Here is a 20,767-nt window from a genome sequence, read left to right as displayed (position 1 = left end):
TCCCTGGCTCCACACCTACAATCACCACCGCGGACACACCGCACTCAACGGCCAACCACCCGCCAGCCGCGTGCCTAACCTCTCAGGACAGAACAGCTAGCGGCCCAGCGGCACGCGTTCCTCGTGGGTGCTCGCGCCGTGGAAGCCGCCGTCGGCCGAGCGGGTGATGATCCCGGTCTCCACGCCGTGCGCGACCAGGCGGCGATCGCCCTGCTGCAGGGCCAGGCAGATCCAGCGCGTGAGGACGAAGGCCAGGATCGGGCCGGCGACGACGGCGACCTGGAAGCCGATCGTCACGGCTTCGAGCGACAGGTGGAACCGGTGGGCGAGCTGGTCGTTGGACGCGGCCGCCCACAGCAGGCCGTAGAAGGTGACGCCGGCGGCGGCCAGCGCGGTGCGCACGGCGGCCTCGCGGGGGCGCTGCAGGATGTCGTGCCGGGCCCTGGCCCCCTTGATGCGGGCGCTGGTCTTGGGGCGGCCTTCGGCGTCGCGCCGGGTACGGCGTTCGGCCAGGCGGCGCTCCAGCAGCGGGTAGCCGGCCAGGACGGTGAAGAAGAGGCCGGGCACGGCCAGGGTGGGCAGCAGGACCGCGAGGCTGAGGGTGTAGCCGAAGACGGTGGCCTCCCAGGCGGGCATGAGCCGCAGGGCGCCGTCGAGGAAGCCCATGTACCAGTCGGGCACCGATCCGGCCGAGACGTGGGTGGGGTTGGCGGGGCCGTACAGCCAGATGGGGGCGACCTGGAAGGCCAGCCCGAGCACGAGCAGCACGCCGACGGTCGTCAGCGCCATGATCGGGCGGGCGCGGCGGCGGCCGGGGGCCGCGTCGGCGAAGCGGGTGTGGCCGTTACGGCGCAGCAGCCGGGCGCGCACGGCCAGCAACACGATCATGAGGGCGGGGATCACCAGGACGTGCGCCCAGTACAGGACGGTGATGACGTTCTCGCCGGGGAATTCGGCGCCGAACAGCAGGTACATGCCGTAGGAGCCGACGACGGGGATCGACTGCAGCACCGACTTGATCAGCCACAGGCTGCCGCCCGAGAGCATGTCGTCGGGCAGGATGTGCCCGGTCTCGCCGGCCGCCATGGCCAGCGGCAGCAGCGTCACCCAGATCAGCCACTGCGCGGTACGCGGGTGGCGGAAGGCGCCGGTGACGAACATGCGCAGCAGCTGCAGCGCGACGGCGGCGGCGAACACCAGCGCCGCCCAGTGGTGCACCTGGCGCATCAGCAGGCCGCCGCGCACCTCCAGGCTCAGGTGCATCGTGGAGTCGAACGCCTTGCTGACCGGGATGCCGCTGAGCGGGGTGTAGACGCCGTCGTACAGCACGCGGGAGGTGCTGGGGTCGAAGAACACCATGAGGAACAATCCCGTGACCAGCAGCACGACGAACGACCAGATGGCGATCTCGGCGAACATGAAGGTCCAGTGGGAGAACTGGAAGGTACGGCCTTTGGCCGGCAGCAGGCGCATGGGAGCCCCCTCGTCTCGTCTCATCACCATGACGAAACAGGGCGGGCGGACGTGACGCCCCCCGCGGGTGATACGCATCACGTGCCGCGTGGCCGCGCCCTCAGGTCAGGCGGCGGGTCAGGTGCACGGTCACCTCGTCGCCGAGCCCCTTGCCGATGATCTTCCGGAAGGGGGCGCGCAGCGGCATCATGTGGCTGCCGCCGCCGATCGGCAGCAGGGTCGCCTCGTAGGCGTGGCCGTCCACGGTGCCGGCCACCTTGACGGCCTTGCCGGTGCCGAACAGGCCGGCCGAGCCGGGCATCCGCACGCAGGGCCAGCCGCTGTTGGAGTCGGCGACGACCGGCGCGGTGAAGGTGGTGTCGATGGGCTCAGCCATGGTGGGTTCCTCCGTCGTGGGTCAGGGCCGGCACGCCGGCTCCCGTCAGCTCCTGCGCCCGGGTGGGGCGCCCGGAGACGGCCAGCAGCAAGGCCAGGGCGCTGCCGCGCACCTGCGGGCCGTCGCCGGCGTCGAGGTCGGCGTCGGTGGCGATCAGGCGCAGGCCGTCGGCCCGCTGGCGGCCGCCGCCCTGCCCGACGCCGGTGCGCAGCTGGTAGCGCAGTGCGGCGGCGACGGGCCCGGGCGGGTAGGCGCGGGTCAGGCCGAGCGGGCGGCGGATGTCCTCCGCGTGGACGAACGCCTCCACCAGCCGGGTGGCCTTCGGCGCCGGGGCGCCGGTGGTGCGGCCGCTGACCGCGCGGAAGGCGGCGAGCGTCTCGCGCGGGTCGGCGGCGCGCTCGAGGGCCAGGCCCGCCTGGTTGTAGCGGTCGAAGTCGAAGCGGGCCGCGGCGAAGCGCAGCAGGAAGGAGGCCGGGGTGGTCCTGGCGTCGTCGACGAGGTGGGCCAGGACGTCGTGGACGTCCCAGCCGGGGCACAGGGACGGCGTGGCCCACCGCTCGGCGGGCACGTCCTCCAGGTCCCGGATCAGCGCACGGCGTTCGGCGTGGACCGCCGGCCAGATCTCGTTCACGTCTCCCCCTCCTCGGTAACTGAACTGAACTGTACAGGACAGATACTCCTGTACTCAAGGGTTCAGTTAGAGGTAGGATGCGGGACGTGGGCACAGACAGCACCAGGACGGCGGCGCCGACGGGCAAACGCGCCGAACGCAACCGGCAGGCCATCGTGGCCGCCGCGCGCGAGATGTTCACCCGCGACGGCTTCGAGGCCGGCATGGACCTGATCGCCGCCCGGGCCGGCGTGTCCAAGGTGACCGTCTACAACCACTTCGGCAGCAAGCAAGAGCTGTTCACCGAGGTCATCGGCCTGGCGATGGGTGAGGCGCACGCCACGATGGCCCAGGTCAGAACCCAGCTGGCCGGCACCGGCGACGTGCGCGCGTCACTGCTGCACACCGCCCGCGCCCTGGTGGCCGCCGCCACCGACCCGTCCAGGCTGGCGCTGCGCAACCTCGTCACCGGTGAGCTGCGCCGCTTTCCCGAACTCGCCCGCGCCTACCGGGAGCACGGCCCGTCCCGTTCGGGCCACGAGCTGGGCGCGCTGTTCGGCGACCTGTGCGCGCGCGGCCAGCTCGACATCGACGACATCGAGCTGGCCGTGCTGCAGTTCTTCAGCCTGACCGTCTACCCCCACCTGATCACCGCCTCCATCGGCGCCGCCCTGCCGCCGGAGCTGGCCGACCGGCTGATCACCGACGGCGTGGAGACCTTCCTGCGCCGCTACGGGAGCTCTCAGGCGCCCACGTAGGCGGCCAGGTGCTCGCCGGTCAGCGTGGAGCGGGCGGCGACCAGCTCGGCCGGGCTGCCCTCGAAGACGATCCGGCCGCCGTCGTGCCCGGCGCCGGGGCCGAGGTCGATGATCCAGTCGGCGTGCGCCATGACCGCCTGGTGGTGCTCGATGACGATCACCGACTTGCCCGAGTCGACCAGGCGGTCCAGCAGGGCGAGCATCTGCTCCACGTCGGCCAGGTGCAGGCCCGTGGTCGGCTCGTCGAGCAGGTAGACGCCGCCCTTGTCGGCCATGTGCGTGGCCAGCTTCAGCCGCTGCCGCTCCCCGCCCGACAGCGTGTTGAGCGGCTGGCCGAGGCTGAGGTAGCCGAGCCCGACGTCGGCCAGGCGGCCCAGGATGGCGTGCGCCGCCGGGGTGCTCGCCTCTCCCGCGCCGAAGAACTCCAGGGCCTCGGTCACCGGCATCGCCAGCACCTGGCTGATGTCGCGGCCACCGAAGCGGTACTCCAGCACCGACGCCTGGAAACGCTTGCCCTCGCACTCCTCGCACGGGGTGTCGACGCCGGCCATCATGCCCAGGTCGACGTAGATGACGCCGGAGCCGTTGCAGCTGGGGCAGGCGCCTTCGGAGTTGGCGCTGAACAGGGCCGGCTTGACGCCGTTGGCCTTGGCGAACGCCTTGCGGATCGGCTCCAGCAGCCCGGTGTAGGTGGCCGGGTTGCTGCGGCGCGAGCCGCGTACCGGGGCCTGGTCGACCGAGACGACGCCCGCCGAGGCCGGGATGGAGCCGTGCAGCAGCGAGCTCTTGCCCGAGCCCGCCACGCCCGTCACGACGCACAGCACGCCGAGCGGGATGTCGACGTCGACGTCCTGCAGGTTGTGGCGGGTGGCGCCGCGGATCTCCAGCGTGCCCTTGGGCGTGCGGGTGGAGTCCTTCAGCCGGGCGCGGTCGTCCAGGTGGCGGCCAGTGATCGTGCCGGCCGCGCGCAGGCCCTCGACGGTGCCCTCGTAGCAGATGGTGCCGCCGGCGGTACCGGCGCCGGGGCCGAGGTCGACGACGTGGTCGGCGATCGCGATCGCCTCCGGCTTGTGCTCCACGACCAGCACCGTGTTGCCCTTGTCGCGCAGGCGCAGCAGCAGCTCGTTCATCCGCTGGATGTCGTGCGGGTGCAGGCCGATGGTCGGCTCGTCGAAGACGTAGGTGACGTCGGTCAGGGAGGAGCCGAGGTGGCGGATCATCTTCACGCGCTGCGCCTCGCCGCCCGACAGCGTGCCCGCCGGCCGTTCCAGCGACAGGTAGCCCAGCCCGATCTCCACGAACGACTCCAGCGTGTGCAGCAGCTTGGCCAGCAGCGGCGCCACCGTCGGCTCGTCCAGGCCGCGCACCCACTCGGCCAGGTCGCTGATCTGCATCGCGCACGCCTCGGCGATGTTCATGCCCTTGATCCGCGAGGACCGCGCCAGATCGCTCAGCCGCGAACCCCCGCATTCCGGACAGGAGGCGAAGGTGACCGCCCGGTCCACGAACGCCCGGATGTGCGGCTGCATCGCCTCGCGGTCCTTCGACAGGAACGACTTCTGGATCTTCGGGATCAGCCCCTCGTAGGTGTAGTTGCCGCCGTCGACCTTGACCTTGGTCGCCTCCTTGTACAGGAAGGCCTGCATCTCCCGCTTGGTGAAGTCACGGATCGGCTTGTTCGGGTCGACGAACCCCGACTCGGCGTAGATGCGCACCGTCCAGAAGCTGTCGGACTTCCAGCCGGGGATCGTGAACGCGCCCTCGGAGATCGACTTGGAGTCGTCGTACAGCTGGGTCAGATCGATGTCGGAGACCTTGCCCCGGCCCTCGCAGCGCAGGCACATGCCCCCGGTGATGCTGAAGTCGCGCCGCTCCTTGACCGTGTTCCCGCCGCGCTCCAGCGTGACCGCGCCCGCCCCGCTGATCGAGGCGACATTGAAGGAAAAGGCCTGGGGCGAGCCGATGTGCGGCTGGCCGAGCCGGCTGAACAGGATGCGCAGCATCGCGCTGGCGTCGGTGGCGGTGCCGACGGTCGAGCGCGGGTCGGCGCCCATCCGCTGCTGGTCGACGATGATCGCGGTGGTCAGCCCGTCGAGCACGTCAGCTTCCGGCCGCGCCAGCGTCGGCATGAAGCCCTGCACGAACGCGCTGTAGGTCTCGTTGATCATCCGCTGCGACTCGGCGGCGATCGTGTTGAACACCAGCGAGCTCTTGCCCGAGCCCGACACGCCCGTGAACACCGTCAGGCGGCGCTTGGGGATCTCGACACTGACGTCCTTGAGGTTGTTGACGCGCGCGCCGTGCACGCGGATCAGGTCGTGGGTGTCGGCAGCGTGCGGCATCGTGTCTCCATCGTGTGCGCCTGAACTTTACGCGGGGTCCCGTACGGCCCGCCGTGTAGATTTAAGCAGTTTTACGTGGTACGTCTGGTTTTGTCCGGCAGGGGCGGCCCAGGGGTCACGCTAGGGGCGGCGCCGTACCGGATGCTTCTTCATTCCTGCTTGGTCTGGTCAAAGCTCCCCTCCTGACCGGCAACAGCAACACGCCCGCGACCACCGCCAGCGCCACGGTGACCAGACCGGAACCGGCCAGCGTCACCCGCGGGCCCAGCACGGTGGTGAGCGGCCCGCCCAGCGCCGTGCCCAGCGGCGAGGCGGTCAGCAGCACCGCGCTGCGCGCCGCGAGCATCGCGGCCAGATGCCGCGGCGGCGAAGCCGTCTGCATCAGCGTCACCGACAACGCCACGAACGGCCCATAGACCACACCGCCCAGCGTGAAACACGCCACCGTCACCACCACCGGCGCCTCGAACCCGAACGGCAGCAGCAACATTCCCCCACCCGGCCACTATCACCACCGTCACCGGCCACGCCCCACGCCGGCCGGCGGCGCCAGCTCCATCGCCAGCCACGCCACCGCGACGAAACTCATCCCGTCCCCGAGATAGGACACGGCGAAACCGCCGATCAGCCGCCGGAACACCCGGTTGGCCGGCACCGGCCGGTAGGCGGAGGGAAGCAGGCGGGGCAGCGTCATGGGGGTCACCGTCAGGCCGGCGCGGCTCGGGGGACGTGAGCCGGGATGTGACTTGTGGCGGGATGTGGGCTCATAGGACGCGAGCCGGGGGACCGGACTCGGGGGACCCGACTCGGGGGACCCGACTCGGGGGACCCGACTCGGGGGACCCGACTCGGGGGACCCGACTCGGGGGACCCGACTCGGAGGACCCGACTCGGAGGACCCGACGAGACTACCCGGGCGACCGCCCGCCGCACAGCCCCCGGCCGGGGCGCGGCCCGAGCGCAGGTCAGGGGCACTTTGTCGGCCGCCGGTGCTACGCTGCCCGCATGACCCCGCAAGACCTGGCCAACCTCGCGCACCTGCGGCGGGCGCGGGATCTGATCGACCGCGAATACGCGCGCCCCCTCGACGTGCCCACCATGGCGCGCCACGCGCTCATGTCACCGGCCCACTTCTCCCGCCAGTTCCGGGCCGCCTACGGCGAGACGCCCTACAGCTACCTCATGACCCGCCGCATCGAGCGGGCCATGGCCATGCTGCGCGCCGGAGTCAGCGTGACCGACGCGTGCATGGCCGTCGGCTGTACCTCGCTCGGCTCCTTCAGCTCCCGCTTCACCGAACTGCTCGGACAGACGCCGAGCGCCTACCGCGCCCGCGAGCACAGCGCCGTGGCCGCGATGCCCCCGTGCGTGGCGCGGCTGCGCACCCGGCCCACCCGCGACGCGCCGAGCAGGATCGAAGAAGCCAAACGCGAGGCCGCCGCCTAACGTGGGCGGCATGACCATCGCACTTCAGTACTGCCACGTCACCGTCAACGACGTCGACGAAGCCCTCGCCTTCTACCGCGACGCCCTCGCCTTCGAGGTACGCAACGACGTCGCCTCCGGCGGATTCCGCTGGGTCACCCTCGGCACCCCCGGCCAGGCCGCCGGCACCGAGATCGTGCTGTCGGAACCGCACGCGGGCCGCTCCCAGGCCGACGGCGACGCCATCCAGGAACTGCTCACCAAGGGCGTCATGCCCATGATCGTCCTGCGCGCCGACGACCTCGACAAGACCTTCGAGAACGCCCGCGCCTCCGGCGCCGAGATCCTGCAGGAGCCCATCGAACAGCCCTGGGGCCCCCGCGACTGCGCCCTGCGCGACCCGTCGGGCAACCTGGTACGGATCCAGCAGGAGCCGAAGGCGTAGAGCCTACTGCGGTCCCGCCGTGCTCTGGTCGAACAGGTGGATCGGGTTACCCGAGGGGTCGAGGAACGCCGCGCTCTTGCCGTCGGGCAGCTCCTGGACCTCACCCACCCACTTCAGTCCGGGGTGGGCGGCGATGTAGTCGTCGACGCTGTCGACCATGAACCCGCCGCCTCTCCCCCACTCCGGCCCGTCGGTGGGCGGGATGTCGAGCATCAGCTCGACCTCCGTGCCGGGCAGATGGAACGCCACGGTCGTCTCGCCCTCCCGCCACGACTCATCGAGCCCCAGCACGTCGCGGTAGAACGCCACCGACTCCTGCAGGTCGGTCACCGGCTGATACAGGAAGATAAGCTTCATACGCCCGAACATAATCCGTTTACGTTATCCCGTCAATCAACTACGATGGCGTGGTGCGCCCCTCCATCCCGGTACCCGGATCAGCGAAGGCACGGCTCATCGAAGCCGGACTCCACCGCTTCGAACGCGACGGCTACGACGCCGTCAACGTCACCGACCTGGCCGCCAAGGCCGGCGTCACCACTGGCGCCCTCTACCACCACTTCGGCTCCAAGCTCGGCCTCTACGGCGTCATCCGCGACGACTTCGAACAACGCGTCATCGACCGCATGCACGGAGCAGCAGCCGCCGCCCCGGCCCCCATCCGCGCGGCCCTGCTGATCGCCTTCGACACCGCCGTCCACTTCGGCACCTGCCGCATCCTGGCCGAACAACCCCCCGAACCACGAAAAGACCCGATCACCGAACTCCTGCGCGACCTCCTGCAACCCCACCTGACCAGCGCCGCCCCCATCCTCGCCGCCGCCTGGCGCGCCGCCCTGCTCGAAGTAGCCGACGGCACCCCCGCCTCCACCGTCCGCCCCGCCCTCCACCTCATCCTCACCGACACATAACCCCTCCCCCGCCCCCGCAGGCCCGCCCCCCACCTGCCAGGCGCGGTGCGCTGCGCGTCACAGCGGTGGCTTCCGGGGCGGCGCAGCGCACGACCTGGAAAAGCATGCGTACAGCATCGCGGCGAACGCCGCCCCGCCACATCAACCCACGGTCTGAACGCCACCAGCCCAGGGTCTGACACCGGAGAAACCCGGTCACGAAGCCCGGGACGCCCCCGCCTGCCGTACATGATCGATCATGATCTTCTCGGCCAGGTCCCCGTCGGCGGCCCGCAACGCCGCCAGAATGTGCTCGTGCGCGTCAAGGTTGGCCCGCGCCTGCACCGGATCCAGCCACAACGACGCCGCCGCCGGAACCGGCACGCTGTTGCGAATCGCCCGGGCGTGCTGCCCCAGGAAAGCCGGCCCCCCGATATCGGCGATCGACAGGTGAAACGCCCGCGACTTCTCCCCCAGCCCGGCCGGCGCACCGGCGGCCAGATCGGCGACCATCTCGGCGTGCAACGCGTACAGCCCCGCCAGATGCTCAGGAGTGATCCGGGCGGCGGCCAGCCGCGCGCCCAGCCCCTCCACCACCGCACGCACCCCGTAGAACTCCTCCAGCGCGTCCGCCCCCATGTCGATGACGGTCGCGCCGTGGTGCGGCTCGTAGCTGATCAGCCGGTCCTTCTCCAAACGGCGCAACGCCTCGCGCACGGGGGTGACCGAGACGCCCAGGCGCTCGGCCACCGCAGCGGCGCGCAGGGCGGTGCCCCCCGGGATACGCGCGCTGCGGATGTCGTCCAGCAGAACGCTGTAGACGTAATCAGCCTTACTCATCGGCGGCGTAGGCGGCATGTCCGTGATTGTTCCGTATTTCGGAGTCGCGCGGGTTGACGTATGACTTATTTCTTATAAGTTACAGCATCATGACCAGCCTGCCCGACCTTCGGGTGATCGATATGGCGACCCTGTTCGCCGGCCCCTCCGCCGCCATGATGCTCGGCGACTTCGGCGCCGACGTCATCAAAATCGAACACCCCCGGCGCGGCGACCCCTCACGCGGCCACGGCGCCGCCGTCGACGGCGTCGGCCTGTGGTGGAAGACCCTGTCACGCAACAAACGCAACGCCGCCATCGACCTGTCCCGCCCCGAAGGGCAGGAGATCATCCGGCAACTGGCCCACAACGCCGACGTCCTCATCGAGAACTTCCGCCCCGGCACCCTCGAACGCTGGGGACTCGACCCCCAGGACCTCCTGACCGCCAACCCCCGGCTCATCATCGCCCGCATGACCGGATTCGGGCAGTTCGGCCCCATGTCAAGCCAGCCCGGCTTCGGCACACTCGCCGAAGCCATGAGCGGCTTCGCCGCCATGACCGGCCAGCCCGACGGCCCGCCCACGCTCCCGCCGCTCGCCCTGGCCGACGGCATCGCGGGCCTGGCCATGTCGTACGCCGTCATGGTCGCCCTCCACAGCCGCGAACACACCGGCCGCGGCCAGATCGTCGACATGGCGATCATCGAACCCATCCTCGGCCTCCTCGGCCCCCAGATGAGCGCCTACAAAGCCCTCGGCGTGACACCCCGCCGCACCGGCAACCGCTCCAGCAGCAACGCCCCCCGCAACACCTACCGCACCCGCGACGGCCGCTGGCTCGCCATCTCCACCAGCGCCCAGCCCGTCGCCGAACGCGTGGTCACCCTCGTCGGCCGCCCCGACCTCGTCGCCGAACCCTGGTTCGCCAGCGGAGCCGGCCGCGTCCAGCACGTCGAAGAACTCGACGACGCCGTCGCCACCTGGATCGCCGCCCGCGACGCCGACGAGGTCATCGCCGCATTCGAAGCCGCCCAGGCCGCCATCGCCCCCATCTACGAAATCTCCGACATCGCCGAAGACCCGCAATACGCCGCCCTCAACACCTTCGTCGACCTGCCCGACCCCGAACTCGGCACCGTCACCATGCAGAACGTCATGTTCCGCATGTCCGAGACCCCCGGCGAAATCCGCTGGCCCGGCCGCCCCCTCGGCCACGACACCGACACCATCCTCACCGAACTCCACTACACCCCAGAACAGATCGCCACCCTGCGCGACGCCGGAGTCATCGCATGACCGTCACCTGGCTCTACGTCCCCGGAGACCGCCCCGAACGCTTCGCCAAAGCCGCCGCCTCCGGCGCCGACGAAATCATCATCGACCTCGAAGACGCCGTCGCCCCCGACCACAAAGACCAGGCCCGCGCCAACGCCCTCGCCTACCTCCACACCAACCCCGGCATCCCCACCCAGGTCCGCATCAACGACCTCACCACCCAGCGCGGCCGCGACGACCTCGCCGCCCTCACCGGCGCACCCGGCCTCACCGCCGTCCGCCTGCCCAAAGTCGAATCCACCGCAACCCTCGACACCCTCGACGTCCCCGCCTGCGCCCTGCTCGAATCGGCCGCCGGCATCCTCAACGCCGCCGCCATCGCCGCCCACCCCCGCATCACCGCCGTCGCACTCGGCGAACAAGACCTGACCGCCGAACTCTCCCTCACCTCCCCGGCCGCCCTGGACCACCTGCGCCTGCAGGTCGTCCTCGCCGCCGCCGCCGCGGGCCTGCCCCCCGTCCCGATGTCGGTCCACCCCGACGTCCACGACGAACAAGGCCTCATCGCCTCCTGTACGGCAGGCCGCGCCCTCGGCATGTTCGGCCGCACCGCCATCCACCCCCGGCAAATCCCCGCGATCCGCCGGGCCTTCCGCCCCACCCCCGAAGAAACCGCCCGCGCCGCCGAAATCGTGCAAGCCGCCACAGCAACCGGCCAGGCCGCCTTCACCCTGCCCGACGGCCGCTTCGTCGACGCCCCCGTACTCGCCAAGGCCCGCCGCACCCTCGCCCTCGCCGACCGCCTCGCCGACTCCTGACCCTCACACCTCCCCAGAACCACGCGGCATGACAACCACCGCCGACCCGCACCCTCGGCGGCCACACCAGAGGTGATGACCAGCCCACCTCGGCCGTGAACCACCAGCCGGCACAAAGGCGGCCCGGCGCAGCGACCAAGCCACCGATGACCAACGGCCGCGCGGGAGAGGAAGCGGGCCGGCGACCCCGCCGCGAGCGTGACGCCGATCGCTAGCCGGGCGTCCCGTCGCGCTCGTTTCTCCGGGCGAGGCTCTGGGCCTGCCCTGCGTGGATGTCGCTCACCCATTCCCAGCCGGGCTTGGCCGACGGGCCGATCCGCGGATCGCCGGGATCGCGGCCGTCACGCAGGGCATGCACGTACGCCCGGTCCAGATTGATCCGCGCACGTGCCTGACCGGCTCCGCCGACGGAACCGTGACCCGGGACGATCACCTCGGCCCCGTCCGCCACCTCCTCCAGCAGCCGCAGCCCGGCCAGGTACTCCTCGACCGGGTCATTGGCGCTGCCGAAGTCGTCGAGCATCGGAATGAAGACGTCAGAGAGCATGTCGCCCGCGACCAGAACCCCGGCCTCCTCGATGAACAGCGCCGCATGGCCCGGGGCATGAGCCGGATGCTCGATGATCCGGACGTGCGGGCCGTCCCAGGGAATCCGCGCCGTCTCGGCGGGCAGGGCGGTGATGAGGCCGTACAGGTCCAGCGGCACCTCCTCGGCGATCTCCGGCGGCAACCCCTCGGCGGCCCGCGCCTTCCAGTCCGCCTCCGACAACCGATCCCGCATGAAAGCCGCGCAACGGGCCGTGCCATAACGAGGCGCCTGACCGAGCTCGGCGTGCCAGAGCACGTGATCCCAATCAGGATGCGTCGCGAAGCCCGCCACCACAGGCCGGCCCATCTCGGACAGATCGTTCGCCAGACAGGCCATTTCGCCCCCCGTGAGCCCGGGGTCGACGAGCAACACGCCGTCCCGGCCGCGTACGACAACCGTGTTGTTCTGGAGCAACTCGCTCTGATGGACCAGCACACCCTCCGCGACCTGCCTCAGCATGAGCTCGCCTCCCCCCGCTCGATCGAGAGGAGTTGGCGCTGCTGTCCGGAGTTCTCAGGCATCGTGGATCCGTTCTCCCTGTCGACGGTCCAGCAAACAGTGTCCGCTGGATGCTGTGTATGCTAGACACAGATTAAGATCGGCAACAAGCATTCCTGGAGGATCAACTTGGACAGCACCGCCGAGCTGCTCTGGGGAATGCGACAACCACCGAACCGAGGCCCCAAGCCCGCGTTCACCGTCGAAGAGATCGCCAGAGCCGCCATGGACATCGCCGACACCGACGGCCTCACCGCACTGTCCATGCAACGGGTCGCCACCCAGCTCGGCTTCACCAAAATGGCTCTCTACCGCTACGTCAGCGGAAAAGCCGAACTGACCGCCGTCATGATCGAAGAAGCCGTCGGCGACCCACCCGACCTCACCGCAACCCCAGGCGGCTGGCGCGGCAAACTCCAACACTGGGCCCACCAACTCTGGACCACCTGGGACCGCCACCCCTGGCTACCCGGCGCCACCCTCGGCGAACGAGCCATGGGCCCGAAAGAAATCGCCTGGACCGAAGTCGCGGTCGCCGCCCTCGCCGAAACCGGGCTCAGCGGCAGCGAACAGATGGACGCGGTCCTCCTCCTCAGCGGCCACGTCCGCAACACCCGATCCACAACCTCGGCCGGCACCCAGCCCTGGACCACCCAACACCAGCCCAGCCCCACCCTCAACACCCTGCCCGCCCACGCCGCCGACCGCTTCCCCGCACTCACCGCCGCCATCGCATCCGCCGAAAACCCGACCCCTGACAGAAGCCGCCAATTCGGCCTCCAACGCCTCCTCGACGGTCTCGACGTCCTCATCACCCAACGCACACACTGACCCGGCGAGACGCGGCAATCCACGGAAGACCAGAACGCGTGCACCAGTCCGCCCCCGGTCGCCACCTGACCCCGCGTCAGCCAACTCCCGCGACCAGGAGGGCGCCTGCACCAACAAGATCGAGACGGACGACGGTCCACGCCCGCTCGCATCCCGCCAACACCGGCCCGAGAGGCATCACCTCGTACGCCATCTGCGAACGTCCGGACCTCGCCCGAGCTGCCGACCCTGATCGGCCACCCACGCGACAAGGCTCGGCATAGGCACCTCCCGAGCCGCGGCACTGAGGTGAAACGACAGGCCGGAGCCGCCCCGCGTTGATCATGCGAAGGTGCATACTGACTGGCAGCGCAGCGTCAGTTCTTGATGAGAACGGTCGCCAGAGCGGACAGCGCGGTGTTCGCCCGAGCCACGTCGAAGGCCGTGGGGTTGAACTGGTCAGCTGAGTCGAGGCCGAGCCATTCCAGGCGATCCTCGTGCTCTTCGTGGTGGGGGTCGGCAAGAATCTCCAGGAGATGGTCGTAGCCCCAGACGCCGCCGCAGTCTTCAGGCGGGCAGGCTCCCCGGCCGTCGAGGCAGCGTGGATAGGCGATGCCGAACTCCGCCGAAGTGACGGCCTCGACGAGGATGGTGTGTTCCCAGTCATCGCCGAAGTCGTAGGTGTAACTGAGACGGTCTTGCCCTGCGGGAGCCACCTGGTCGAGTCGTCGGGCAGCGGCGCCGGCGATCTGCAGTTCGCGGTCGGCGACGCCGTAGCGGCCCAGCGAGCTGTCGAAGACCCACAGGTGACAGTCCTCCCAGCCGAATGCCGCTTGGAGAACAGTGTGCAGCGCGCGCAGCGTGATCGTGGACGCAACCTCCAGACGCCGCCAGATCGGCGGCCGTGACCCGACCAGCGTGACCTTGATCCGGTGAATGGTAGGGGCGGTGCGTCGGGCAACCATGACGGTATCTTGCCGCACCCGCGCTGAGCACGCTCCCCAACACGAGAATGATCAACGTGGCCGAGGAGCACGAAGGCATCGGGCAGCGGGTGAATCCCGGCGCGTTGGAACCATGAGGTTCAGCCGGGCTGCCTCACGGCCCGAACGCCCATGCCACCATCAACGGCAACTCCTCCCGCCAGAAAGCACCGCCGTGCGACCCGGCCCGCTCCGTCATGACGACCTCCGCACCCGCATCGCGCAGCGCGACCGCCCAACGGGTCGCGTTCTCCAGGAAGAACGGCTCCTGCGTGCCGGCGACGAGGTACGAACGCGGAATCGAACCCGGCATCACGCCAGGCGGCCGGAACCCCGCGCCCGGCGAGGCGCAGAAGACCACACCAAAGACGTCCGGATGCCGAAGCCCCATCGCGAGCGCCAGCTCCCCACCCGCCGAAACACCGAACACCGCGGTGCGCTCGGCGGCGAGCACGACACCGAACCGCGACCGCACCCACCGGCGGACGTCCACGACGAAGAACCGCTCATGCGCCGCGAACCGTTCCTGATCGAAGCCCGGTGAGTACTCATGGAGCCGAAGCGTCTCATCGCCCGCGCGGTGCACACCGACGATCATCGTGGACGGCGCGCCGGCCGCCTCAAGGACTCCGCCCCACCGCGAGATCAACTGACCGTCGCCGGCGAACACGACCGCCTCGGGCGGATCCGGCGGGACGTACACCGTGACCTGCCTGCCACCGTCATAATCGAACGTCTCGGTGACGACCTCGCCCGCCGCTGCCTGGTCATGCATGTCGAATCCCGATCTTCAGATCTCGACCCCGCGCCTCCCCGCCAGTCGGTGGCCAACTCACAGAGGAGTGTCAGCGAGCTTCTTCGCCATCTTCCTCGCCTCGAGTCCTCCATATTCGACCGGCCGCCACTTCGGAGGATCGCCCGGGATGTCACCGCTGCTCGGAAGCGTGTAGATCGCCACGGTCCTGCCTTGTCGCACGACGGTGGCCGCATCTATGGAGGCGACCTTGAACATATGCACCATGAACGCCTCATCCCCGATGGGTGTGGCCTTGACCCGGTAGGTGAAGTGGTTGCGGTTCCGCTTGGCACACCGGCGCAGATCCGAGCGTAGGTTCCGCACAGCCGCGCGTGCAGCGATCTCATCGCGGTAGACGATCACCTGTTCGGAGTAGTCGCCGTCCCACTCAACCGAACGCCCCGTGATGGTACGTGCGGACCGGCGACTCTTGTCGGTCTGCTTTCCTGTGGCACAAGGATCGATCAGCAACAGCTCTTCCAGGCGGTCACTGGCCCTCCATTGCATGCGTGTGCGGACGACCTTCTTCTCCAGCCTCTTCCTCACCGCCTCGCTCTCATACAGCAGGAAACCCCGGGGGATGGCCGTCTCCATGCTCGCGGTAGCCAGAGTCCGGTACTCGGTAGGTGCGGGCGTGGCCAAACCGATCACGCTCGTTAAGGCGATCGCTGCGGACGGCAGCGCCACGGCCTTGCGCATCAGACCGGGCCATACCTGACGGGTATCCACTGAGACCCCTCCTGACGGTGGCATCAATCGGTAAGTTGAGATGCGCAGGTCACCTGATTGGTTCACTACATGACACCTGGCGGTCACCCAGAAGCCCAAGGCCGCGCCTCGCCCTCGTTGTTTGTTTGTCGGCATAGCCAAAAAATCGCTTACTCAGCCGATCGCCTTTACAATGTAGATCAAGATCTGCGGCGAGCGTAGGCCGCCGGAGTCATGCCGACTGCCGCCGTGAAGTCGCGGGTCAGGTGGGCCTGGTCGGTGTAGCCGAGCTCGGCCGCCAGCGTGGCCAGGTCGAGGCCCTGGTAGATCCGCTCCGCCGCCTCGTGCAGCCGGAACCGGCGGATCACCCACTTCGGGCCGATCCCCACATAGTCCCGGAACAGCCGCTGCAACGAGCGCATCGACCGGCCCGACCGCGCGACCAGCTGCTCCACCCTGACCATCGGCACCTCGGCCTCCGCCAGGGCCACCAGCGCCGCCGCCTCCTCCGCCAGCGGATCCTCGCGCGGGTCCAGGCCCAGCAGGAACGTCTCGACCCGCGCGATCGCCGCCCGCGCCTCGGGTTCGGCCAGGACCCGCTCGGCCATGGCCGCGCCCGCCTCGCCGTACATGTCGCCGATCTCCACGAAACGGCCGGTCAGCTCGGAGACGGGGCCGCCGAGGAACGTGCGGAAGCCGCCGGGACGGAATCGCACGCCGAGCACGCGCCCGCTTCCGCGCATCGTGTAGGAGAAACCGCCCTTGATCACTCCCGCGATCCGGCGGTGGTCCGGGGCGATGTTCAGGTTCACGGTGGGATGGGAGACGATGCGCTGCACGTACGGCTCGGCCAGATCCGTCCAGGTGACGACCCAGAAGTGGTCCACGAACGCCGCGAGGCCGGGCGGCGGCGCCTGCCGGGTGAAGTCGAAGGCCGCGAGCCCCGCATAAGGGTCTACCCAGCCACGCTGTCGCGTTTCTACAAGCCGCGCCTGTGACGGCCGGGGCATCATCGCTGCCATGGACCACATGATGCCGCTGATGACACGTGCCGCCGAACGCACCGCCGGCGTGGTGCGCGGCGTACGGCAGGAGCAGTTCGCCGCACCCACGCCCTGCGCGAAGTTCGACGTCGAAGCCCTGATCGCCCACCTGGAGTGGGTCGCCGAGCTGTTCGAGTCGCTGGGCGCCAAGGGGCCGTCCGTCGAACAGAGCCCCTACACCGGCGACTTCCCCGAGCGGGCCGGGCGCACGCTGGCCGTCTGGTCGCGGCCCGAGGCGTGGCAGGGGGACAGTGCCGCCCTGGGCCTGCCGATGTCCGTGCTGGGGCACATGTTCCTCGTGGACATGGTCGTCCACGGCTGGGACCTGGCCAAGGCCACCGGGCAGCCGTACGAGCCGGACCCGGAGACCGTGACGCTGTCGGTGGACTTCACCCTTCAGATGGTGGAGATGGGCAGGCAGCGCGGCGCCTTCGGTCCGCCGGTGACGGTGCCGGACGACGCGCCGGCCTTCGACCGCCTGCTCGGCGTCATCGGCCGGGATCCGGCCTGGACGGCGACGTGAACACGGCCGTCGCTCGCCACCATGTCAGAGCCTGACGATGGTTCGCACGCGCATGGAGAAGAGCTCACCAACTGACAAATAGGCCCTCTCAGGGATGATCAGCGCGCTTAGGCTTCAAAAGCCTTTGTTCATCGTGTGTTCACACAAGGAGAGGCACACATGACCGCGCTTGATCGACGATCCTTCCTGGGCCGCAGCCTCGCCACCGCCGGTGGCGTCCTGGCCAGCGGTGTCGCCATCGAGACCTTGGCAGCCCACGCGTCCTGGGCCGACGCCGGACGCCCGACCGGTGACCCGGGCAAGGCGGGGTACGGCCCGCTGCGCCGTACCCCTTCCAAGAACACCGGCGAAGAGCTCCTCGCCCTGCCCGCGGGCTTCTCCTACATCGTGCTCGGCCAGACCGGGACCCCCATGACCGACGGGGTCGCGACCCCGATCGCCCACGACGGCATGGCCGCCTTCCCCGGCAGGCGACGCCACACCGTCCGGCTGATCCGCAACCACGAGGTCCGCACGACTCCAGGATCACCGACGGGCCGGGTGCACGTGCCCGGGTCCCGGAGTTACGACGAGCTCGGCGTCGGCGGCACCACCACGCTGGAGGTGGATCTGCGCAGCGGCGAGGTGCTGGAGCACTTCGTCAGCTTCAGCGGCTCGATCGTCAACTGCGCCGGCGGCCGGATGCTCCACAACCGCGGCTGGCTGACCTGTGAAGAGACCACCTCCGGCCTGGCCCAGGGCTGGCAGCGCAAGCACGGCTACATCTTCGAGGTGCCGCTGAACGGGCCCAGGCCGGGCAGACCCGCTCCGTCGATGCCGCTCACCGCGATGGGCCGCTTCTCCCACGAAGCCGTCGCGGTCGACCCGCGGACCGGCTACGTCTACGAGACCGAGGACGACTCCGGCAAGCCCGACGGCTTCTACCGCTTCCGGCCCGACGACCCGCGCGATCTGGCCGCGGGCGGCGTGCTGGAGATGCTCAAGGTCAAGGGCGCCGGCAACTACGACTGCCGCGAGGGCCAGACGATGGGCGGCCGCCTGCCGGTGGAGTGGGTCAGAATCGACGACCCTGACCCGGATCTCGAGAACGGCGCCCCGACCTGCACCCAGCAAGGGCTGGCCAAGGGAGGCGCGAAGTTCAACCGGCTCGAAGGCTGCTGGTACGGCGACGGCGCCATCTTCTTCAGCTCCACCAGCGGCGGCGACGCGAAGAACGGCGACGCCCCCAACGCCGACGGCTACCGCGAGGGCTACGGCCAGGTCTGGCAGCTCATCCCCGGGCGCCATCGCCGCGCCGACACGCTGGTGCTCGTCTACGAATCGCCCGGACGCAAGGAACTCGACTCCCCCGACAACCTCACCTTCACCCCGCGCGGCGGCATCGTCCTGTGCGAGGACGACGCCTCCTCCGCCGACGCCGACCCGCACCCGCTGGCCCCGGGCCTGGACAACGTCAACCGGCTGATCGGCCTGGATCCACGGGGCGGGCAGCCGTTCGAGTTCGCGGTGAACATCATCAACGACAGCGAGTTCGCCGGAGCCTGTTTCAGCCCCGACGGCTCGGTGCTGTTCGTCAACTGTCTCGGCCACACCGCAGCGCTCGACCCTCCCGGGCGCACGTACGCCATCCGCGGGCCGTGGTCACGCGGGCCGCTGTAGGTCACGGCCGGCGACTCGGCGGGTCCCGCTGACGGAGGGCGCGCGATCCCTCCCCTCAGGTGCGGCGACGGCTGCGATAGGCGGCGGTCTTGGCGCGAGCCGTACACGCGGCGCCGCAGTAACGGCGTGATCCGTTCCGGGTCAGGTCGATGTAGGCCGCCTCGCACTGGTGTGCCGCGCACTGCCCGAACCGGTCGGGGCCGTAGCCGTCCACGATGAGGGCCAGAGCCGTGGCGAACTCGCCGCCCAGAGCCTCCACGGGGGTGTCTCCGGAACCGTGGAAGTGCAGGTGGAAGGGCTGGCCGACGTCATCCACCAGGTACGGCCGCGCGCCGTACCGGCTGATCAGGGCGTTGATGCGGGCGGCCTGGTCAGCCGGGGTCGTGGCCAGCAGGGCGTCGCGCAGATCGGCGGCGAGCCCCGCCAGGCGCCGCCCGGCGTCCGGGACGGCGCGGACGGCGGCGGCCACGCGGTCACCGAGCGCGCCGGAGAACGCCGTCGTCAGCGCTTCACCCGTCAGCGGCACCACCGAGGCGCCACCGCGCCAGTGGGCGGTGCCCAGGTTGACCAGCTCCGCGATCAGCGGAGCCTGCCGGGTCACGTTACAGGCTATTTGCACTTGACCAGTAACCCCTCGTTCCGATGTCATGGGCGTAGCTTTGTTAGATGGTAACGGAGGTCCCGTGCTCACGCCCTACCGCCGCCTGCTCGCCTGTCCGGGTGTCCCCCGGCTCCTCGTCGCCGGGCTCGTCGCCAAGCTGGGCACACCCGTGCTCAGCCTGGCCCTGCTGCTGTCCGCCGTCGACAGGCTCGGCTCGTACGCCGTCGCCGGGCTCGTCCTCACCGGCCACGCGCTGGCCCTGGCTCTGTGCGCGCCGCTCGGCGGCCGGATGGCCGACCGTTACGGCCCGCGTCCCGCTCTGACCGGCTACCTGGCCGCCCACACGGCGGCCTACGCCCTGCTCCTGTTCGCCCCGCCGGTCCTGATGATCGGCGCCGCGGTGCTGCTCGGCGCCACCACTCCCCCCGTCGGTTCGGTCATCCGGGGCGCTTGGCCCCGCCTGGTCCCCGAGTCTTCCCTGCACGCCGCGTACGCACTCGACAACGCCGTCAACGAGCTGATGTTCATCGCCGGCCCGTTGCTCGTGCCGGTGCTGACGATGGCGATCTCGGCCCACAGCGTGGTCGCCGCCGCCGGGGGCGCGGTCCTGCTCGGCACCGCGCTGCTCCTGACCTCATCCTCGGTACGCCAGGCCGAACGGGTCACGCCGGGCCGGTTCCTGCTGGCCGGGCCACTCACCCACCGGCCCACACTCCTGCTGCTGACCATCGCCGCGTGTGGCACGTTCACCTTCGGCTGCCTGCGCATCGCCGCGGTCGCCGCGGCGGGCACTTCGGGCTCGGCCGCCTTGGCCGGGATCCTGATGGGGCTACTGTCGGCCGGAGCCTTGCTCGGCACCCTCGGGTACGGCGCGCGGGCTTGGCCGATCGCCCCCGGCCGCCTGCTCGTCCTGTTCTCCCTCGGCGAGGCCCTCATCCTGGTCGCGGCGGCCTGGCTGCCCGGTTTCGCGGTCCTCGCCGTGCTGATCACGCTCGTCGGGCTGGCGACCGGGCCACGTGACGCCGTCGTACCGGCGTTGCTCGCCGACCACGCGCCCGCCCGCTACCGCACCGAGGTGTTCGCCTGGCTCAACACCTTCATGTGGGCCGGCTACGGACTGGGCACAGCGGCGGCCGGCCAGCTCACCGGCACCGGCGAGACCGGTGCCGGCGCCTTCGTCACGGCGGCCGCCGGTGCGGTCGTGGCCGCGCTGGCCGGCGGGTTCGTCTCCCGGTTGCGGAGGTCCGCCACGACGGCTGGGGACGCCGATCACGCGACCGGGGCCGAACCGGCGATGAAGAAACCGACGACGGAGTAGGCCTAC

General features: G+C 70.2%; 24 protein-coding genes. 10 read left to right on the top strand and 14 right to left on the bottom strand.

From position 1 onward, the window contains the following. Positions 1-96 precede the first annotated feature (96 nt). The 3 genes from ACIBHY_RS49000 to ACIBHY_RS48990 form a co-directional block, all read right to left on the bottom strand. Positions 97-1,497, bottom strand: a complete 1,401-nt coding sequence (locus ACIBHY_RS49000) for a cytochrome bc complex cytochrome b subunit (protein ID WP_397310393.1) — start codon at positions 1,495-1,497, stop codon at positions 97-99. Between the two features lie 76 nt (positions 1,498-1,573). Then, complete coding sequence (locus ACIBHY_RS48995) at positions 1,574-1,849, bottom strand: DUF1905 domain-containing protein (RefSeq protein ID WP_397250469.1); 276 nt, start codon at positions 1,847-1,849, stop codon at positions 1,574-1,576. Then, positions 1,842-2,480: a maleylpyruvate isomerase family mycothiol-dependent enzyme gene (locus tag ACIBHY_RS48990; protein WP_397310392.1), complete on the bottom strand. Its 639-nt coding sequence runs from the start codon at positions 2,478-2,480 to the stop codon at positions 1,842-1,844. Before ACIBHY_RS48990 ends, ACIBHY_RS48995 begins: the two co-directional genes overlap by 8 nt. 86 nt (positions 2,481-2,566) lie before the next feature. On the opposite strand from ACIBHY_RS48990, the gene ACIBHY_RS48985 reads away from it, so the two are divergent. Further along, positions 2,567-3,217 (top strand): TetR/AcrR family transcriptional regulator, encoded by a 651-nt coding sequence (locus ACIBHY_RS48985; protein WP_397250473.1) that lies wholly within the window; start codon positions 2,567-2,569, stop codon positions 3,215-3,217. On the opposite strand, the gene ACIBHY_RS48980 is transcribed toward ACIBHY_RS48985, so the two are convergent. The 3 genes from ACIBHY_RS48980 to ACIBHY_RS48970 all read right to left on the bottom strand — a co-directional run bounded on the left by ACIBHY_RS48980 (position 3,202) and on the right by ACIBHY_RS48970 (position 6,253). Next, entirely contained in the window at positions 3,202-5,559 is a 2,358-nt protein-coding gene (locus ACIBHY_RS48980; protein ID WP_397310391.1) for an ATP-binding cassette domain-containing protein, read from the bottom strand. The two genes, ACIBHY_RS48985 and ACIBHY_RS48980, sit on opposite strands and share 16 nt — an antisense overlap. A gap of 115 nt (positions 5,560-5,674) precedes the next feature. After that, the gene (locus tag ACIBHY_RS48975; RefSeq protein ID WP_397310390.1) at positions 5,675-6,049 is read right to left on the bottom strand and encodes a hypothetical protein; all 375 of its coding nucleotides are present in this window, start codon (positions 6,047-6,049) and stop codon (positions 5,675-5,677) included. A 27-nt stretch (positions 6,050-6,076) separates the two neighbouring features. Continuing rightward, on the bottom strand, positions 6,077-6,253 hold the full coding sequence (locus tag ACIBHY_RS48970) for a hypothetical protein (protein ID WP_397250480.1): 177 nt from the start codon (positions 6,251-6,253) through the stop codon (positions 6,077-6,079). A gap of 311 nt (positions 6,254-6,564) precedes the next feature. Here ACIBHY_RS48970 and ACIBHY_RS48965 point away from each other — a divergent pair, with 311 nt between their 5' ends. Both ACIBHY_RS48965 and ACIBHY_RS48960 read left to right on the top strand, forming a co-directional pair. Further along, positions 6,565-7,005, top strand: coding sequence for a helix-turn-helix transcriptional regulator (locus tag ACIBHY_RS48965; RefSeq protein WP_397310389.1), 441 nt, complete (start codon positions 6,565-6,567; stop codon positions 7,003-7,005). Positions 7,006-7,015: 10 nt separating this feature from the next. Then, entirely contained in the window at positions 7,016-7,429 is a 414-nt protein-coding gene (locus tag ACIBHY_RS48960) for a VOC family protein (protein WP_397250484.1), read from the top strand. Positions 7,430-7,432: 3 nt separating this feature from the next. Here ACIBHY_RS48960 and ACIBHY_RS48955 read toward each other — a convergent pair whose 3' ends face one another. Further along, a complete protein-coding gene (locus ACIBHY_RS48955) occupies positions 7,433-7,786 on the bottom strand; it encodes a VOC family protein (RefSeq protein ID WP_397250486.1) in 354 nt (117 codons plus the stop codon). Positions 7,787-7,839: 53 nt separating this feature from the next. Here ACIBHY_RS48955 and ACIBHY_RS48950 point away from each other — a divergent pair, with 53 nt between their 5' ends. Continuing rightward, on the top strand, positions 7,840-8,340 hold the full coding sequence (locus ACIBHY_RS48950; RefSeq protein WP_397250488.1) for a TetR/AcrR family transcriptional regulator: 501 nt from the start codon (positions 7,840-7,842) through the stop codon (positions 8,338-8,340). 195 nt (positions 8,341-8,535) lie between these two features. Here ACIBHY_RS48950 and ACIBHY_RS48945 read toward each other — a convergent pair whose 3' ends face one another. Then, entirely contained in the window at positions 8,536-9,159 is a 624-nt protein-coding gene (locus ACIBHY_RS48945) for a GntR family transcriptional regulator (protein ID WP_397250490.1), read from the bottom strand. A gap of 89 nt (positions 9,160-9,248) precedes the next feature. Between ACIBHY_RS48945 and ACIBHY_RS48940 the strand changes: the two genes are divergently transcribed. Both ACIBHY_RS48940 and ACIBHY_RS48935 read left to right on the top strand, forming a co-directional pair. Next, on the top strand, positions 9,249-10,436 hold the full coding sequence (locus tag ACIBHY_RS48940; protein ID WP_397250492.1) for a CaiB/BaiF CoA transferase family protein: 1,188 nt from the start codon (positions 9,249-9,251) through the stop codon (positions 10,434-10,436). After that, on the top strand, positions 10,433-11,233 hold the full coding sequence (locus tag ACIBHY_RS48935) for an HpcH/HpaI aldolase/citrate lyase family protein (RefSeq protein WP_397310388.1): 801 nt from the start codon (positions 10,433-10,435) through the stop codon (positions 11,231-11,233). The genes ACIBHY_RS48940 and ACIBHY_RS48935 overlap by 4 nt, the downstream gene beginning before the upstream one ends. A gap of 211 nt (positions 11,234-11,444) precedes the next feature. On the opposite strand, the gene ACIBHY_RS48930 is transcribed toward ACIBHY_RS48935, so the two are convergent. Beyond that, positions 11,445-12,257: an MBL fold metallo-hydrolase gene (locus tag ACIBHY_RS48930; protein ID WP_397310387.1), complete on the bottom strand. Its 813-nt coding sequence runs from the start codon at positions 12,255-12,257 to the stop codon at positions 11,445-11,447. A 192-nt stretch (positions 12,258-12,449) separates the two neighbouring features. Between ACIBHY_RS48930 and ACIBHY_RS48925 the strand changes: the two genes are divergently transcribed. Further along, entirely contained in the window at positions 12,450-13,151 is a 702-nt protein-coding gene (locus tag ACIBHY_RS48925; RefSeq protein WP_397310386.1) for a TetR/AcrR family transcriptional regulator, read from the top strand. A gap of 356 nt (positions 13,152-13,507) precedes the next feature. On the opposite strand, the gene ACIBHY_RS48920 is transcribed toward ACIBHY_RS48925, so the two are convergent. The 4 genes from ACIBHY_RS48920 to ACIBHY_RS48905 all read right to left on the bottom strand — a co-directional run bounded on the left by ACIBHY_RS48920 (position 13,508) and on the right by ACIBHY_RS48905 (position 16,639). Next, on the bottom strand, positions 13,508-14,095 hold the full coding sequence (locus tag ACIBHY_RS48920; protein ID WP_397310385.1) for a plasmid pRiA4b ORF-3 family protein: 588 nt from the start codon (positions 14,093-14,095) through the stop codon (positions 13,508-13,510). A 133-nt stretch (positions 14,096-14,228) separates the two neighbouring features. Further along, the gene (locus ACIBHY_RS48915) at positions 14,229-14,888 is read right to left on the bottom strand and encodes an alpha/beta hydrolase (protein ID WP_397310384.1); all 660 of its coding nucleotides are present in this window, start codon (positions 14,886-14,888) and stop codon (positions 14,229-14,231) included. A 57-nt stretch (positions 14,889-14,945) separates the two neighbouring features. Beyond that, positions 14,946-15,638, bottom strand: coding sequence for a hypothetical protein (locus ACIBHY_RS48910; protein WP_397310383.1), 693 nt, complete (start codon positions 15,636-15,638; stop codon positions 14,946-14,948). A 179-nt stretch (positions 15,639-15,817) separates the two neighbouring features. Further along, positions 15,818-16,639 carry a DUF6597 domain-containing transcriptional factor gene (locus ACIBHY_RS48905; protein ID WP_397250506.1) on the bottom strand — a complete coding sequence of 274 codons (822 nt, stop codon included), beginning with the start codon at positions 16,637-16,639 and terminating at the stop codon, positions 15,818-15,820. Between ACIBHY_RS48905 and ACIBHY_RS48900 the strand changes: the two genes are divergently transcribed. Together ACIBHY_RS48900 and ACIBHY_RS48895 are read left to right on the top strand one after the other, a co-directional pair. Continuing rightward, on the top strand, positions 16,638-17,183 hold the full coding sequence (locus ACIBHY_RS48900) for a TIGR03086 family metal-binding protein (RefSeq protein ID WP_397310382.1): 546 nt from the start codon (positions 16,638-16,640) through the stop codon (positions 17,181-17,183). The two genes, ACIBHY_RS48905 and ACIBHY_RS48900, sit on opposite strands and share 2 nt — an antisense overlap. Positions 17,184-17,342: 159 nt before the next feature. Further along, entirely contained in the window at positions 17,343-18,842 is a 1,500-nt protein-coding gene (locus tag ACIBHY_RS48895; protein ID WP_397250510.1) for a PhoX family protein, read from the top strand. 55 nt (positions 18,843-18,897) lie between these two features. Here ACIBHY_RS48895 and ACIBHY_RS48890 read toward each other — a convergent pair whose 3' ends face one another. Continuing rightward, entirely contained in the window at positions 18,898-19,443 is a 546-nt protein-coding gene (locus ACIBHY_RS48890; RefSeq protein ID WP_397310381.1) for a CGNR zinc finger domain-containing protein, read from the bottom strand. Between the two features lie 82 nt (positions 19,444-19,525). Between ACIBHY_RS48890 and ACIBHY_RS48885 the strand changes: the two genes are divergently transcribed. Beyond that, positions 19,526-20,761 carry an MFS transporter gene (locus tag ACIBHY_RS48885; protein WP_397310380.1) on the top strand — a complete coding sequence of 412 codons (1,236 nt, stop codon included), beginning with the start codon at positions 19,526-19,528 and terminating at the stop codon, positions 20,759-20,761. Positions 20,762-20,767: the final 6 nt, after the last annotated feature.

It is taken from the genome of Nonomuraea sp. NPDC050547 (assembly GCF_044457345.1).
Taxonomy (GTDB): Bacteria; Actinomycetota; Actinomycetes; order Streptosporangiales; family Streptosporangiaceae; genus Nonomuraea.
This window is presented reverse-complemented; position numbering and strand designations above follow the sequence as displayed.

What these genes read in the sequence shown, in the direction of transcription:
- ACIBHY_RS49000 (WP_397310393.1), bottom strand. Translation starts at nt 1,497, where the DNA reads ATGAGACGAGACGAGGGGGCTCCCATGCGCCTGCTGCCGGCCAAAGGC.
- ACIBHY_RS48995 (WP_397250469.1), bottom strand. Translation starts at nt 1,849, where the DNA reads ATGGCTGAGCCCATCGACACCACCTTCACCGCGCCGGTCGTCGCCGAC.
- ACIBHY_RS48980 (WP_397310391.1), bottom strand. Translation starts at nt 5,559, where the DNA reads ATGCCGCACGCTGCCGACACCCACGACCTGATCCGCGTGCACGGCGCG.
- ACIBHY_RS48975 (WP_397310390.1), bottom strand. Translation starts at nt 6,049, where the DNA reads ATGTTGCTGCTGCCGTTCGGGTTCGAGGCGCCGGTGGTGGTGACGGTG.
- ACIBHY_RS48970 (WP_397250480.1), bottom strand. Translation starts at nt 6,253, where the DNA reads ATGACGCTGCCCCGCCTGCTTCCCTCCGCCTACCGGCCGGTGCCGGCC.
- ACIBHY_RS48965 (WP_397310389.1), top strand. Translation starts at nt 6,565, where the DNA reads ATGACCCCGCAAGACCTGGCCAACCTCGCGCACCTGCGGCGGGCGCGG.
- ACIBHY_RS48960 (WP_397250484.1), top strand. Translation starts at nt 7,016, where the DNA reads ATGACCATCGCACTTCAGTACTGCCACGTCACCGTCAACGACGTCGAC.
- ACIBHY_RS48955 (WP_397250486.1), bottom strand. Translation starts at nt 7,786, where the DNA reads ATGAAGCTTATCTTCCTGTATCAGCCGGTGACCGACCTGCAGGAGTCG.
- ACIBHY_RS48945 (WP_397250490.1), bottom strand. Translation starts at nt 9,159, where the DNA reads ATGAGTAAGGCTGATTACGTCTACAGCGTTCTGCTGGACGACATCCGC.
- ACIBHY_RS48940 (WP_397250492.1), top strand. Translation starts at nt 9,249, where the DNA reads ATGACCAGCCTGCCCGACCTTCGGGTGATCGATATGGCGACCCTGTTC.
- ACIBHY_RS48935 (WP_397310388.1), top strand. Translation starts at nt 10,433, where the DNA reads ATGACCGTCACCTGGCTCTACGTCCCCGGAGACCGCCCCGAACGCTTC.
- ACIBHY_RS48920 (WP_397310385.1), bottom strand. Translation starts at nt 14,095, where the DNA reads ATGGTTGCCCGACGCACCGCCCCTACCATTCACCGGATCAAGGTCACG.
- ACIBHY_RS48915 (WP_397310384.1), bottom strand. Translation starts at nt 14,888, where the DNA reads ATGCATGACCAGGCAGCGGCGGGCGAGGTCGTCACCGAGACGTTCGAT.
- ACIBHY_RS48900 (WP_397310382.1), top strand. Translation starts at nt 16,638, where the DNA reads ATGGACCACATGATGCCGCTGATGACACGTGCCGCCGAACGCACCGCC.
- ACIBHY_RS48905 (WP_397250506.1), bottom strand. Translation starts at nt 16,639, where the DNA reads ATGGCAGCGATGATGCCCCGGCCGTCACAGGCGCGGCTTGTAGAAACG.
- ACIBHY_RS48895 (WP_397250510.1), top strand. Translation starts at nt 17,343, where the DNA reads ATGACCGCGCTTGATCGACGATCCTTCCTGGGCCGCAGCCTCGCCACC.